Source organism: Glutamicibacter sp. St.4D3 (assembly GCF_059728615.1).
Genome location: NZ_AP039380.1, coordinates 2,471,682 through 2,485,784, shown reverse-complemented (window position 1 = coordinate 2,485,784; position 14,103 = coordinate 2,471,682). Strand labels below are relative to the sequence as shown.

At 66.8% G+C, this 14,103-nt stretch carries 14 protein-coding genes; 8 read left to right on the top strand and 6 right to left on the bottom strand.

Translation table 11 applies throughout. The features are described 5' to 3' along the window. The first annotated feature begins 3 nt into the window (after nucleotides 1–3). The 4 genes from AC6I21_RS11495 to AC6I21_RS11480 all read left to right on the top strand — a co-directional run bounded on the left by AC6I21_RS11495 (nucleotide 4) and on the right by AC6I21_RS11480 (nucleotide 4,248). Nucleotides 4–759: a cytochrome c biogenesis CcdA family protein gene (locus AC6I21_RS11495; protein ID WP_171021239.1), complete on the top strand. Its 756-nt coding sequence runs from the start codon at nucleotides 4–6 to the stop codon at nucleotides 757–759. Beyond that, nucleotides 759–2,504, top strand: a complete 1,746-nt coding sequence (gene resB / locus AC6I21_RS11490) for a cytochrome c biogenesis protein ResB (protein ID WP_446753796.1) — start codon at nucleotides 759–761, stop codon at nucleotides 2,502–2,504. The genes AC6I21_RS11495 and resB overlap by 1 nt, the downstream gene beginning before the upstream one ends. Nucleotides 2,505–2,511: 7 nt before the next feature. After that, nucleotides 2,512–3,549 (top strand): c-type cytochrome biogenesis protein CcsB, encoded by a 1,038-nt coding sequence (gene ccsB, locus AC6I21_RS11485; RefSeq protein WP_446753807.1) that lies wholly within the window; start codon nucleotides 2,512–2,514, stop codon nucleotides 3,547–3,549. Between the two features lie 228 nt (nucleotides 3,550–3,777). Then, nucleotides 3,778–4,248: a hemerythrin domain-containing protein gene (locus AC6I21_RS11480; protein WP_446753795.1), complete on the top strand. Its 471-nt coding sequence runs from the start codon at nucleotides 3,778–3,780 to the stop codon at nucleotides 4,246–4,248. A gap of 22 nt (nucleotides 4,249–4,270) precedes the next feature. Here AC6I21_RS11480 and AC6I21_RS11475 read toward each other — a convergent pair whose 3' ends face one another. Continuing rightward, nucleotides 4,271–4,681, bottom strand: coding sequence for a PLDc N-terminal domain-containing protein (locus AC6I21_RS11475; RefSeq protein ID WP_446753794.1), 411 nt, complete (start codon nucleotides 4,679–4,681; stop codon nucleotides 4,271–4,273). Nucleotides 4,682–4,733: 52 nt separating this feature from the next. On the opposite strand from AC6I21_RS11475, the gene AC6I21_RS11470 reads away from it, so the two are divergent. After that, complete coding sequence (locus AC6I21_RS11470) at nucleotides 4,734–5,015, top strand: DUF4229 domain-containing protein (protein ID WP_138176953.1); 282 nt, start codon at nucleotides 4,734–4,736, stop codon at nucleotides 5,013–5,015. 24 nt (nucleotides 5,016–5,039) lie between these two features. Here the strand turns inward: AC6I21_RS11470 and AC6I21_RS11465 are convergent, their stop codons facing one another. The 4 genes from AC6I21_RS11465 to AC6I21_RS11450 form a co-directional block, all read right to left on the bottom strand. Next, entirely contained in the window at nucleotides 5,040–5,924 is an 885-nt protein-coding gene (locus AC6I21_RS11465; RefSeq protein ID WP_138926649.1) for a 1,4-dihydroxy-2-naphthoate polyprenyltransferase, read from the bottom strand. Nucleotides 5,925–6,004: 80 nt separating this feature from the next. Continuing rightward, nucleotides 6,005–7,135 (bottom strand): AMP-binding protein, encoded by a 1,131-nt coding sequence (locus AC6I21_RS11460; RefSeq protein WP_497762403.1) that lies wholly within the window; start codon nucleotides 7,133–7,135, stop codon nucleotides 6,005–6,007. Nucleotides 7,136–7,149: 14 nt separating this feature from the next. Continuing rightward, complete coding sequence (locus tag AC6I21_RS11455; protein WP_138176961.1) at nucleotides 7,150–8,121, bottom strand: 1,4-dihydroxy-2-naphthoyl-CoA synthase; 972 nt, start codon at nucleotides 8,119–8,121, stop codon at nucleotides 7,150–7,152. A 186-nt stretch (nucleotides 8,122–8,307) separates the two neighbouring features. Next, the gene (locus AC6I21_RS11450) at nucleotides 8,308–9,651 is read right to left on the bottom strand and encodes an MFS transporter (protein WP_246049544.1); all 1,344 of its coding nucleotides are present in this window, start codon (nucleotides 9,649–9,651) and stop codon (nucleotides 8,308–8,310) included. 479 nt (nucleotides 9,652–10,130) lie between these two features. On the opposite strand from AC6I21_RS11450, the gene AC6I21_RS11445 reads away from it, so the two are divergent. From AC6I21_RS11445 to AC6I21_RS11435, 3 genes are read left to right on the top strand one after another with little or no spacing between them, the layout of a single operon-like run. After that, a complete protein-coding gene (locus AC6I21_RS11445) occupies nucleotides 10,131–11,354 on the top strand; it encodes a thiolase family protein (protein WP_497762402.1) in 1,224 nt (407 codons plus the stop codon). Nucleotides 11,355–11,359: 5 nt separating this feature from the next. Next, nucleotides 11,360–12,154 (top strand): enoyl-CoA hydratase/isomerase family protein, encoded by a 795-nt coding sequence (locus AC6I21_RS11440; RefSeq protein WP_497762401.1) that lies wholly within the window; start codon nucleotides 11,360–11,362, stop codon nucleotides 12,152–12,154. Nucleotides 12,155–12,160: 6 nt separating this feature from the next. Continuing rightward, on the top strand, nucleotides 12,161–13,021 hold the full coding sequence (locus tag AC6I21_RS11435) for a 3-hydroxyacyl-CoA dehydrogenase family protein (protein WP_343831939.1): 861 nt from the start codon (nucleotides 12,161–12,163) through the stop codon (nucleotides 13,019–13,021). Between the two features lie 92 nt (nucleotides 13,022–13,113). On the opposite strand, the gene AC6I21_RS11430 is transcribed toward AC6I21_RS11435, so the two are convergent. After that, complete coding sequence (locus AC6I21_RS11430; RefSeq protein WP_175419409.1) at nucleotides 13,114–13,995, bottom strand: serine protein kinase RIO; 882 nt, start codon at nucleotides 13,993–13,995, stop codon at nucleotides 13,114–13,116. Nucleotides 13,996–14,103 lie beyond the last annotated feature (108 nt).

Below are 14,103 nucleotides of genomic sequence, written 5' to 3'. Positions count from 1 at the left end.
GCCGTGACGACCAACCAGTTTTCCCAGATCGCGCTGGACGGGTCGCTGTTTCTTGCCGGACCGGTGGCCCTGCTGGCCGGGCTGGTCTCCTTCCTCTCTCCCTGCGTGCTGCCGCTGGTTCCCGGGTATCTGGGATACGTCACCGGGCTGACCGGGGCGGATCTGCGTGAACACCGCCGCGGCCGGGTGTTGGCCGGGGTGCTGCTGTTCATCCTGGGGTTCTCGGTGGTGTTCATCTCCGCCGGGGTGCTCTTCAGCCAGGTGACCGCGTGGATGCGCTTCAACGGCGCCTGGGTGACCCAGCTGCTGGGCGTGGTGGTGATCATCATGGGCGTGGTGTTCATGGGCGGGATCTCCTTCCTGCAGCGCGACCGCAAGATCCACCGCCGGCCCCCGGCCGGGTTGTGGGGAGCCCCGGTGCTCGGGCTGACCTTCGGTCTGGGCTGGGCCCCGTGCATTGGCCCGACCCTCTCGGCGGTGCTGATCATGAGCACCGGCACCGACGCGAACGTGGCCCGCGGCGCGCTGCTGACCTTCTTCTACTGCCTCGGGCTGGGCGTGCCGTTCGTGCTGATCGCCCTGGGGATGCGCCGCGGCATGGGCACCTTGGACTTCTTCCGCCGGCACCAACTGGCGATCATGCGCTTTGGTGGCGGATTGCTGATTGCGCTGGGCATCGTCATGGCCACCGGCCTGTGGGGCAGCTGGGTGGCCGAATTGCAGAACTGGTTTGCCAATGAAGTGAGGTTGCCGATCTGATGGCACAACGCGATCACACCCCGCACCCGTCCGCACCTGCCGACGCACCCGGTACCGCCGGGAGCACCGCGGCCGGCCGCGGCACCGGCGGTGCCACCAAGACCCGCAAGGGCAAGGGCGGGAAAAACAACCGGGGCGATGCCCCGGCCCTGGGCCCGCTGGGCATGCTGCGCTGGATCTGGACCCAGCTGACCTCCATGCCCACCGCGCTGTTCCTGCTGCTGCTGTTGGCGGTCGCCGCGGTGCCGGGCTCGATTTTCCCGCAGCGCCGGGTGAACCCGGAAATGGTGAACCAGTACTTCGTGGACAACCCGGACAGCGCGCCGTGGCTGGACCGGTTCCAGCTCTTTGACGTGTACTCCTCGGCGTGGTTCTCCGCGATCTACATTCTGCTGTTCATTTCGCTGGTCGGCTGCATCATCCCGCGCATCAAGAAGCACGCCAAGGCGCTGCGCACCCCGCCGCCGCGCACCCCCGCGCGCTTGAACCGGCTGCCGCAGTACACCCGCCTGGAATTTGCCGCCAGCGCCGGGCAGCTGCCCGGCGAGGACGAGGTCATCGCCACCGCCCACAAGATCCTCAAGCGCCGCGGCTACCGCGCCGAGGCCCGGGGGAGCGGGGCCGGGGCCTCGGTGGCCGCCGAACGCGGCTACACCCGTGAAATCGGCAACCTCACCTTCCACATCTCCCTGGTCGGCGTGCTGTTGTCCATGGCCCTGGGCGGGGCTTTCGGCTACGGCGGGCAGCGGGTCATCGTGGAGGGCGAGACGTTCGTGAACTCGCTGGTTTCCTACGACTCCTTCTCCCCGGGCACCTATTTTGATGCCGAGAACCTGGAACCGTATTCGGTGACCCTGGACAAGTTCGACATCCTCTTCGACCGGGAATCCGAAACCCACTTCGGCCAGCCGCTGGACTTCACCGCGCACGTGACCACCCGGCGCTCCCCGGACGCGGAGCCGGAAAAGGAAGAGCTGAAGGTCAACCATCCGCTGCGCATCAACGGCGCGGATGTGTACCTGGTGGGCAACGGCTACGCCCCGGTGGTCACGGTGCGTGACGGCAACGGGGATGTGGCATTCTCCGGCCCGGTGGTTTCGGTGCCGCAGGACTCGGTGTACACCTCCCTGATGGTGGCCAAGGTCCCCGACGCCAAGCCCGAACAGCTGGGCTTCCAGGGATTCCTGCTGCCCACAGCGATGCTGGACGAGAACGGCTTTGGCATCTCCGGGGACCCCAACGCCATCAACCCGCAGCTGCACCTGAACTCCTACGCCGGGGATTTGGGCGTGGATGACGGGGTGCCGCAGAACGTGTACGTACTGGACACCGAGAAGATGACCGAGCTGAACTCGCGTTCCCAGGACGCCGGCGGCATCATCCTGGAAGCCGGGCAGACCTACGAATTGCCGGACAATGCCGGTAGCATCACCTTCGAGGACTTGAAGCGGTACATCGCGGTGGACATCAACGCCGACCCGGGCAAGCTGCCGATTGCGATCTTCGCCGGGCTGGCCCTGGTGGGGCTGGCGGTTTCGCTGTTCACCCCGCGCCGGCGCGTGTGGGTCAAGCTCACCGATGAGGGTGGGCAGCGCGGCATCGAGTTCGCGCTGCTGGCCCGCGGCGAGGACCCGCGGCTGGAAAACGAGGCCCGCGAACTGCGGCGCATCTTTGAGAAAACATGGCCGGTGGCTGATGAGCCGGATTCGGACGAGCACGAACTAGGAGAAGACCGTGGGCACTAACAGCGCCTTGGAACCCATTAACGAGACCCTTGGGGTGTACAGCCAGCTGTTCATGCTGCTGTCGGCCATGGTGTACGCGGTCGCGTTCATCTTCTACGCACTGGATCTGGTGCAGTCGAACAAGACCATCGCCGAACTGGACGCCGCCGCCCTGCAAAGCGACCAGAAGTCGCTGGTGACCGCCGGCGCCTCGGGCGGCAAACCGCGGCGGACCAAGAACGCGCGCGCCGACCTGATGGGCGAGCACGTGGTCAACGACAAGATGACCTACACCGCCAGCTCCGCCAAACGCGGCATGGCCCGCATCGCCGTCGTGCTGACCTGGCTGGGCGTGCTGATGCACGGTTTCGCCGTGGTTTCCCGGGCGCTGGCCGCGAACCGGGTGCCCTGGGGCAACATGTACGAGTTCCTCACCACCGGTGCGTTCGTGGTCGCGGCCGTGTACGTGGTGGCACTGCTGCTGAAGGACCTGCGCTTCATGGGCACCTTCATCATCGGACTGGTGACCCTGATGCTGTGCGCGGCCACCATCGGCTTCCCCACCCCGGTTGGCCACCTGGTGCCGGCGCTGCAGAGCCCCTGGATTGTGATCCACGTGTCCATCGCGGTGCTGGCCTCGGCATTGTTCTCCATCAGCTTCGCCATGAACGTGCTGCAGCTGCTGCAGCACTCCCGGATGAACCGCCTGGCCGAGGGCAAGAACGACCGGCTGCCGTTCATGCGTCTGGTGCCCGGGGCCGGTGCCCTGGAGAACTTCGCCTACCGGATCAACACCATCGCGTTCGTGATGTGGACCTTCACCGTGATGGCCGGCGCCATCTGGGCCGAGGCGGCCTGGGGACGCTACTGGGGTTGGGACCCGAAGGAAGTATGGTCATTCGTGATCTGGGTGGTCTATGCCGGCTACCTGCACGCGCGCGCCACCGGCGGCTGGACCGGGCCGCGTTCGGCTTGGCTGTCGATCATCGGCTACGGTTGCGTGATCTTCAACTTTACGGTGGTCAACATCTACTTCAACGGCCTGCATTCCTACGCCGGAATCTAGTCCCGGCAGTACTCAGGGCGCCGACGCGGTCAACTGCGTCGGCGCCCTTTTTGTCTTCACCCTCCGCGGTGGCATCATCGGCGCGGGCTTGACCGTTCCCTGTTCTGGTTGACTTCCGCCCGGGCCGGGATGACGCTGGAGACAAGAAAGCCCCAGGCGACGCTGCCGCAGGCACGCGGCCTGGCCACCTATCGGTGGGCGGACTTGGGGCCGGGAAGGGGAACAACCATGAGCGGAGAGCAGCTGGCGGCGGCGCTGGAGGCCGAACACCGCCGGATTGATTCGGGGATTGAGGACTTCCTGGCCCGCCAAGCCACCGGTGCCCGGGCCCGGGAGTCCCTGGGGGCCGCCCTGGCGGCCCTGCGGCGGCACATTTACCTGGAAGAGGTGATCCTCTTCCCGTCGTTGCGTGGCGGGTCACTGGACATGGCCCTGTTCGTGATGGAGCGTGAGCACGGGCGGCTGTGGGACCTGCTGGACGCCCTGGATCAGCGCCAGGGGCAGTGGGGCGGGGCAGAAGCCCGCCAGCTGTGTCAGCGGCTGCTGCAGACGCTGGAGAAGCACAACGCGAAGGAAGAGCCCATCATCTACCCGCAGGCCGATGAGGGGCTGGAGGATGCCGCGGCACGCTGGCTGGGGGAGTTCTTGGCCACCGGGCAGATGCCCGAGGGGTGGCGGTGCGCCCGGGCCAGCGCCTAGGAGCCGCCCGCCGGGGTGGGGACTAGTTGTCCTTGGAGTTCGGATTGCCCGCAGAACCGTTGTGGTTGTGGTCCTCCGGATCGGCGTGATCCTCACCGGATTCGGCTTCCTTGCGCTTGAGATCCGCCTCACGCTGGTTCAGTTCGGCTTCACGCTGCTGCTGGCGGCGCCACACCTCCAGCTGACGCAGGAAGTCCTCGTCGTCATCCGGCGCGTTGCTGCGCGGGGCGGCGGCCGGGGCGGAGAAGACGCCGGGACGACCCAGCACGTACCACAGTCCGGCGCCGATCAGCGGCAGCAGCAGGATCACCACGAGCCACGCCGCCTTGGGAAGCGAGCGCACCTGATGGCGGTCGGTGCGGGCACAGTCGATCAGGGTGTAGATCGTTACCGCAACGGCGACGAGTGCTGCGAAGATAATAAAGCGGACCATATACCTAGTCTAGTAAAAATACCTCGGCTTATTGCTCGGTAGACTGGACTATGTGCAGTTTCTAAAATACTCCGTGCTCCGCCTGGGGATCTTCCTCATCGTTTTCTTCGCGCTCTGGCAGCTGATGGGCTGGCCGATCTTTGTTGCCGCGCTGATCGGGCTGATCATCGCCTTTGCGGTCACCTACCTGTTCTTCAACAAGCTTCGGCTGGCCGCCGGGGCGGATGTGCAGCGGCTCTTTTCCCGCACCAGCAGCCGCAAGACCCCGAAGCAGCGGGCCGATGAGGACGTCGAGGACGCCTTCGACGAACAGCAGCGCCACGACGGCCAGTAGCCGAGGGCGTCACGCCCGGTGCTGCTAGCCCAGCAGCTGCAGCACGATGGCCAGGGTGAACAGCAGGGCGTAGGCCAGGTTCAGGATCCCGGTCTGCTTCAGCACCGGGACCAGCCGGGACGCGTCCGGCTGGCGCAGCATCAGCCAGCACGGGCGGATGGCCGCCAATGCGGTGGCCAGGATCAGCCACATCCACGGGTAGGTGGTGGTCAGCAGCACCGGCAGGATGATGGCGACCGCCACCATGGCCACATAGCTGATGCGGGCCAACTGGTCGCCCAGGCGCACCGCCAGGGTCAGTTTGCCCGCCGGCTTGTCGGTGGCGATGTCCCGCACGTTGTTGGCCATCAGCAGGGCGGTGCCGATCAGGCCGGTGCCCACCGCCCCGATCAGTGAGGCCTCGGTGATCCGCCCGATTTGGGTGTAGGTGGTGCCCATGGTCGCCACCAGGCCGAAGAAGATGAATACGTACACGTCACCCCAGCCGCGGTAGCCGTAGGGGTTGCGTCCACCGGTGTAGCCCCAGGCGGCGAAAATCGCCGCCACCCCGACCAGCAGCAGCGGCCAGGAGGCGGAGATGATCACCAGCACCAGCCCGGCCAGGGCGGCCAGCCCGAAGCATCCGAAGGCCGCGTTGCGCACCTGCCGGGGTTCGGCGGCCCCCGAGCCGGTCAGCCGCAGCGGGCCGACCCGGTCCGCGTCCGTGCCGCGGATGCCGTCGGAGTAGTCATTGGAATAGTTCACCCCGACCTGCAGCAGCAGGCCGACCAGCAGCGCCAGCAGGGCCCGAACCCAGTGCACTTCACCGGCAGCGCCGGCCGCGGCAGCCGTTCCGATCACCACCGGGGCGATGACGATCGGCAGGGTGCGCAGACGCGCTCCGGCAACCCACTGGGAGATGGAGGCCACGGGGGATTCCTTTCGGGAAGGGAAGACTGACCCTCTATTTTCGCCCGAAAACCCATTCGACGCGAATCCATGGGGCTGGCTCACATGGCGGAGAGCTGCTCAATCACCAGCCGGCGGTTGACCTTCCCGTTGGGCAGCAGCGGCAGGCCCTGCGGGTAGTGGCGCACCCGCTTGGGCACGGCCGGGGCTCCGAAGGTGCGCCGCACCGCCTCGAACGCCGGGGCGGTGTCGCTGGGGCCGCTGAACGCCAGACCCACCGCCTGACCCCACTGCCCGTCGGGCACCGGAACCACCAGGCACTGGTCAAAGAACTCATCCAGCAGCCCCTCCACCTGCCCGGCCGAGAGCTTGATTCCACCGGTATTGATGACGTCATCCACCCGGCCGTGGATCTGCAGCTTGTTGTTCTCAATGCTGCCCAGGTCATCGGTCAGGTACCAGCGCCGGCCCTCGCGCAGCACAAAGTGCCGGGCGGTGGCCTGTGGATCGGCAAGATATCCGTCGGCCAGCATCGGGCCGCTGACCAGAATCCGCCCGTTTTCCTCCCGCAGGCTCACCCCGGGCAGGGCGGTGCCGTTGTAGACCAGCCCGCCGGCGGTCTCCGAGGACCCGTAGGTCTGGAAGATCTTCAGCCCCAGGTGCCGGGCGGCGGTGAGCAGGTCACGGCTGGCCCGTGCCCCGCCGAGCAGGATCGCGTCAAGGGACTTCAGGGCCGAGACGGTGCGCGGCGCCGGGTTATCCAGCAGCCGGGCCAACTGGGTGGGCACCAGGGAGGTGAGCTTGTTGGCCTCGGTGAGCTGCTCGGCGGCCTCGGTGAACTTCTGGGCGCTGAACCCGCCGTTCGTTTCCATGGCCACCGGGGTGGTGCCGGCAAACAGGGAACGGGTCAGCACGCTCAGCCCGGCGATGTAGTGCACCGGCAGGGCCAGCAGCCACTGGCCCTGCAGCCCCAGGAACTCGGCGGTGGCCTGTGAACTGGCGGCCATCGCCGCGGTGGACAGCACCGTGCGCTTGGCCCGCCCGGTGGAGCCGGAGGTGCGCACCACCAGCAGCGGATCGGTGAATCCCGGCAGCTGCTGGGGCTGCAGGTACTCCACGCGGGCGCCTTCGGGCGTCCCGGCGTCGGCGACCACCTCAATGGCCGGGCCGCCTTCATTGATGGCCCGGGACAGTGCGGTGTGCACCTGCTCGTGCAGCGAGTTCGGTTGCATTGCCTGGTCCGGCCCTAGAAGTAGTACGGGTAGTCGGCCCAGTTCGGTTCGCGCTTGCCCAGGAAGGCGTCGCGTCCCTCCACCGCCTCATCGGTCATGTAGGCCATGCGGGTCGCCTCCCCGGCGAAGACCTGTTGGCCGGCCAGCCCGTCATCGGCCAGGTTGAAGGCGAACTTGAGCATGCGCAGGGCCTGCGGGGACTGGCGGGCAATGTCGGCGGCGTACTGCAGGGCCACCTCTTCGAGCTGCTCGTGCTCCACCGCCTCGTTGACCGCGCCCATGCGCACCATGTCCTCGGCCGAGTATTCGCGGGCCAGGAAGAAGATTTCGCGGGCCGCCTTCTGCCCCACCTGGCGGGCCAGCAACGCCGAACCATAGCCGGCGTCGAAGGAACCCACGGTGGCGTCGGTCTGCTTGAACTTGCCGTGCTGCTTGGAGGCGATGCTCAGGTCCGAGACCACGTGCAGCGAATGCCCGCCACCGGCCGCCCAGCCGTTGACCACGGCAATGACCACCTTGGGCATGGTACGCATCAGGCGCTGGACCTCAAGGATGTGCAGCCGCCCGGCGCGGGCCGGGTCGATGGATTCCCGGGTCTCACCCTCGGCGTAGCGGTAGCCGTCGCGGCCGCGGATGCGCTGGTCCCCGCCGGAGCAGAAGGAATGCCCGCCGTCCTTGGGGGAGGGGCCGTTGCCGGTGAGCAGGACCGTTGCCACGTCACTGGTCATCCGCGCATGATCCATGGCCCGGTAGAGCTCATCAACGGTATGCGGGCGGAAGGCGTTGCGCACCTCGGGGCGGTTGAAGGCGATGCGCACGGTGGGCAGGTCACGGACCACCGCCGCATTGGCGTCACGCTCCACCTGGCGGTGATAGGTGATGTCGGTGAAGTCGAACCCTTCAACCTCACGCCAGCGCTGGGCGTCAAAGATGTCGGAAACCTGCTCGGGCAGGGCGGAATTATTATGGCTACTCACCCTATGCATGCTAGTCCCTTCACCGCCGCGCGGGCATCTCACCCGGGGCTCGGCGTGTGCCGCGCACGGTGCGGGGCGGCGGGGCCAAACAACACAGCCGCGGGGTGGGAACACGATCAAGCAGTCGTGTTCCCACCCCGCGGCTCGCCCTGCATGGGGCGTGGTCGTCCAGTGGGCCGGAGGCCCGGTGGGCGACTAGGCCTGGGTTTCGGTGCGCGGCGGCACCTGGGCCAGGATGCCGGTGTCCAGGGCATCGGGGATCTCGGTGCCGCGCAGCGAAGCGCCGGCGGTTTCGGGCATGAAGCGGATGGCGACCATGCCGATGAGACAGGCGGCCATCATGTACACCGCCGGAATCAGCAGGAACCCGGTGGCGTCAATGAGCGCCTCGTTGGCCATCGCCGCGGTGCCGCCAAAGATGGCGGTGGCCACGTTGTAGGTGATCGCGAACCCGGCGAAGCGCACCTGGGAGGGGAACATCGCCGGGAAGGTGGCGGTGATGGTGGCCAGCTGCGGGATGTAGAGCAGGCCCAGGACCGCGAAGGCCACGATCGCCCAGGCGAAGCTTTGGCCCATCAGCCAGAACATCGGCAGGGCCAACACGAACAGGCCAATCACCGAGGTGTACCACATCGGCTTGCGGCCCACCTTGTCGGAAAGGGAGCCGGCAAACGGGATCACGCCCATCATGGCGACCTCACCGATCAGGATGACCGCCAGCGAGGCGTTGGAGCTCAGCCCCAGCTGCTGTTCCAGGTAGGTGGGCATGTAGGTCAGCAGGGTGTAGTTGACCACGTTCAGCGCGATGACCAGGCCGGTCATCACCAGCATGGGGCGCCAGTATTCGCTGACCAGTTCCTTCAGTGAGCTGCCCTGCTCGACCTCGCCGGCCTCCTCCAGCTCCTGGAATACCGGGGTGTCCTCGATCTTGTTACGCAGGTACAGCCCGACCAGGCCCATGGGCAGGGCCAGGAAGAACGGGATGCGCCAGCCCCAGGCCATCATGGCGTCCTCGGACAGCAGCAGCTGCATGCCCAGCATCACGGCAGTACCCAGGGCGAAGCCGCCCAGGGTGCCGAATTCCAGGAAGGAGCCGAAGAAGCCGCGCTTGCGGTCCGGGGCGTATTCGGCCATGAAGGTCGCCGCCCCGCCGTACTCGCCGCCGGTGGAGAATCCCTGGATCATGCGCAGCAGCACCAGCAGGACCGGCGCCAGCACGCCCACCTGCTGGAAGGTCGGCAGCGCACCGATCAGGAAGGTTGCCCCGGACATCATCAGGATGGTCAGGGCCAGGATTTTCTTGCGGCCCAGCTTGTCGCCCAGCGGGCCCCACACCAGCCCGCCCAGCGGGCGCACCAGGAAGGAGAGGGCGAAGGTGGCCAGGGCCATCAGGGTGCCACCCTCGGAGGGGAAGAAGTGGGCAGTAATGTAGGTGACCGCCACGGCGTAGATGCCGTAGTCGAACCACTCGGTCAGGTTACCCATCGCCGATGCGGCCGTGGCCTTGCGGATTTCGCTGCGCCCGGCGGCAGTGTTCATGTCTGGGCCAATGTCCAGGTCCAGATCGGGAGTGAAATGTGGTGAATTATCGGAGTTATCTGGTTGGCTGCTTACCGGTGGCATTACTGCTCCGTCGTCGTTCAGCTTTCCGTCGACCGGATGCCCAAAACCGGTGCCCGCGGCACGGCCTTGGTAACGGTCCACGATCTGGAATCAGGTCCAGAGTCGGTCAAGCAGAAGAGACTACTTGGCGTTGCGGAAGATATCAAGGCTTTGACATGGAATTCTTTGCCTGCGGATTCGGATAAACCCCGTCTGACCTCACTAACTAGCCCTATACTGTTGCTTGGTTCACATTCGCGTTCTTGACCACCACATTGGCACAATGGGATTCTAATAGTGAACGAATGGTCGGTAAGTATTCAGGGGCGTTTCCCGCCCCTGTCCGGTCCGGCATTCCCAGCGTCCGGCCCGCACGGCGGGCGGGGCGCATCGGGCCAGCAGACAAAGGAGTTTTCATGACCGAGGCATTTTTGGTCGGTGGCGCGCGCACGCCCGTGGGCCGCTACGGAGGGGCACTGAGTTCGGTGCGTCCGGATGACATGGCGGCGCTGACGATTCGCAGCGTCATCGAACAGGCCGGGATCGACCCCTCGGCCGTGGATGAGGTCATCTACGGCAACGCCAACGGTGCCGGGGAGGAAAACCGCAACGTGGCCCGCATGGCCTGGCTGCTGGCCGGGTACCCGGACACCGTACCGGGCATCACCGTCAATCGGCTGTGCGCCTCGGGGATGAGCGCCATCACCATGGCCAGCCACATGATCAAGGCCGGTGCGGCGGACATCGTCGTCGCCGGCGGGGTGGAATCAATGTCCCGCGCCCCGTGGGTCATGGAAAAGCCGACCAAGGCCTTCGCCAAGCCCGGAGCCACCTTCGACACCTCCATCGGCTGGCGCTTTACCAACTCGCGGTTCCTCTCCGGGGAACTGGCCCGCGAGGGCAAAGCCACCTACTCCATGCCCGAGACGGCCGAGGAAGTGGCCCGGGTCTATAACATCTCCCGCGAGGACTGCGACGAATTCGCCTACCAGTCCCACCAGAAGGCCATCGCCGCGATCCAGGCCGGGCGCTTTGCCGAGGAAATCGTGCCGGTGAGCGTCAAGACCCGCAAGGGCGAACACGTGGTGGACACCGACGAAGGACCCCGCCCCGAAACCTCCCTGGACGCGCTGGCCGGGCTGCGTCCGGTGGTCAAGGGCGGCAGCGTGGTCACCGCCGGCAACGCCTCCTCCCTGAACGACGGCGCCTCGGCGATCCTGGTCGTCTCCGAACGGGCCATCAAACGCTTCGGGCTGACCCCGCGCGCCCGCATCATCGACGGCCAGGCCGCCGGCCTGGCCCCACAAATCATGGGCATGGGCCCGGTGCCGGCCACCAACAAGGTGCTCGAGCGCGCCGGCATCGGCATCGATGAGCTGGGAGCCATGGAAATCAACGAGGCCTTCGCCTCCCAGTCCCTGGCCAGCATGCGCGAACTGGGCGTGGACGCCGGAATCGTGAACAACGACGGCGGGGCCATCGCCCTGGGCCACCCGCTGGGTTCCAGCGGTTCGCGCATCGTGATCACCCTGCTGGGGCGCATGGAACGCGAACTGAGCGGAACCGGGCGCAAGCTTGGCGTGGCCACGATGTGCGTGGGCGTGGGACAGGGCACCGCGCTTTTGGTTGAGGGGGTCTAGTCCCAGTGAGCCTGAATGCCACAGACTTCACCACCTTGCAGATCAGCGAGCGCGAGGACCGGCTGTGGGTGCGCCTGCACCGACCCAAGGTGCGCAACGCCATCGACCAGGTGATGGTCGATGAGCTGCACGCGGTGTGCAGCCACCTGGAGGCCACCCCGAAGGTGCTGATCCTGGCCGGTACCCCCGGCCAGGAACCCAGCGAAGAGCACCCCAAGGGCGTCAAGGGAATCTTCGCCTCCGGGGCGGATATCGCCCAGCTGCGCGAACGCCGGCGTGATGATGCGCTGGCCGGGATCAACTCCACCATCTTTGACCGGATCGCCAAGCTGCCGATGCCGGTCATCGCGGCACTGGATGGCTACGCCCTGGGCGGGGGAGCGGAATTGGCCTACGCGGCGGACTTCCGCATCGGCACCGAGGCGCTGCGCATGGGCAACCCGGAAACCAACCTGGGAATCATGGCCGCCGCCGGGGCCACCTGGCGGCTGAAGGAACTGGTTGGTGAACCGATGGCCAAGGAGATCCTGCTGGCCGGCAAGGTGCTCACCGGCAGCCAGTGCCTGCAGGCCGGGCTGATCACCGAACTGCATGCCCCGCAGCAGCTGCAGGCCGCGGCGGACGCGCTCACCGACCGGATTTGCGCCCAGGACCCGTTGGCGGTGCGGATCACCAAGGCCGTGTTCCACACCCCGCGTGAGGTGCACCCGGTGATCGACACCCTGGCCCAGGGGATGCTCTTTGAGTCCCAGGCCAAGTTTGACCGCATGCAGGCGTTTTTGGATCGAAAGAAGAAGTAGGCGACGATGAACAATTCCCTTCCGGCAACAGTAGGCGTGCTGGGCGGCGGGCGCATGGGCGCCGGCATCGCCCATGCATTTTTGATCAGCGGCGCCCAGGTGCGCGTCATTGAACGCGACGAGGCTTCGGCGGCCGCCGCCCGCGAACGCGTCATGGGTTCGGTGGACAAGTCCCTGGCCCGCGGCACCCTGTCCGAGACCCGTGAGCAGCTCGGGGCCCGGCTGAGCGTGGGCACCGACTACCAGCAGTTTGCCGACTGCCAGCTGGTGGTCGAGGCCGTCCCGGAAATCTGGGACCTGAAGGTTTCCTCGCTGCAGGGTGTGGAAAAGGTCCTGGCGCCCACGGCGGTGCTGGCCTCGAACACCTCCAGCCTTTCGGTCTCCGGGCTGGCCGGCGAGCTGTCCCGCCCCTCCCGCTTCCTGGGCCTGCACTTCTTCAACCCGGTCCCGGCCTCGACGCTGATCGAGGTGGTGATCGGCAAGCAGACCGACGCCGAACTGGTGGACCAGGCCCGCGGCTGGGTTGCCGCGCTGGGCAAGACCGCAGTGGTGGTCAATGACGCCCCCGGCTTCGCCTCCTCCCGCCTGGGAGTGGCCATCGCCCTGGAGGCGATGCGCATGGTCCAGGAGGGCGTGGCCAGCGCCGAGGACATCGACAACGCCATGGTGCTGGGTTACAAGCACCCGACCGGGCCGCTGAAGACCACCGACATTGTCGGCCTGGACGTGCGCCTGGGTATTGCCGAATACCTGCATCAGGAACTGGGGGAGCGCTTCGAGCCGCCGCAGATCCTGCGTGAGCTGGTGGCCGAGGGCAAGCTGGGACGCAAGAGCGGCCAGGGGTTCTACGACTGGTCCCAGGACTAGAAGAGCCCAGGACACCGGAAACGGTCCACCAGGGGCGTGCTGCCTACGGCGGCACGCCCCTGCGGCGCTTAACCGGTGCCCGCGAGCCGGATTTAGCTGAACATCACCGCCAGCAGGCTGGTGAACAGCGCGTCCGGATCACGCTCCAGGTTCTTCGAGGCGAACCAGGCGCACAGATTCACGCAGTCCCGGTGCAGGTAATCCAGGCCATTGGCGTTGCCGGCCAAATCCACGCACTGCGGCACGTCGATCACCACCAGGCGCCGGCCGGCGACCAGGAGGTTGTAGGCCGATAGGTCCCCATGGGCCAGGCCGGCCGCCGCGAACCCCTCCAGGATCCGCACGGCTTGGTCCCACAGCTGCGGCAGCCGCTCATCCTCCCGGCGCAGCTGCTGCAGGCGCGGGGCCGCCAGCTGCGGGTGTTGCGGGTCGCTGATGAATTCCAACAGCAGCTCGGTCCCATCGATCTGCACCGGGTAGGGAACCGGGATCCCGGCCTGGTGGCAAAGGGTGAGGTAGTGGAATTCGGCGGCGGCCCATTGTCCGGCGGCGACCTGGCGGCCGTAGCTGGAATTGTTGCTTACCGCGCGGTTATCCCGTGAACGCCGTGCGGCGCGGCCCTCGCTGTAGGCCTGGGAGCGGGTGAACTGCCGGTGTTCGCTGGCGCGGTAGCGTTTGGCGGCCAGCAGGACCCGCCGCTGCTCGGTGGCGCGTTCCAGCAGATGCACCTCGGCCTCCTTGCCGGACTTGATCAAGCCCAGCTCGGTGTCGATGGCGGCCGCCTCCTCGATCAGCCAGGAAGGATACGGGCGCGGGCCGCGCGCACCCTTCTCAATGCCGGTCCAGGTGGAGTGGCGTTGGCTGGCGGGCAGCGGTTCCGGGCCGGATTCATCCCAGCGCCACTGCCGGCGGCGGGTGGGTTCAAAAGGTTCGGCGGTGGGGTCTAATCGGTTTGTGGCAGAAGAGTGATACACAATCGGTCCTTGGAAAGACGGGATGGGGCATGGGGTGAAGTCAGAACAGCCATCGGGATCCCTCCTTGGAACAAATACCGATTGATGAAACTCAATCAGTTCATAGCG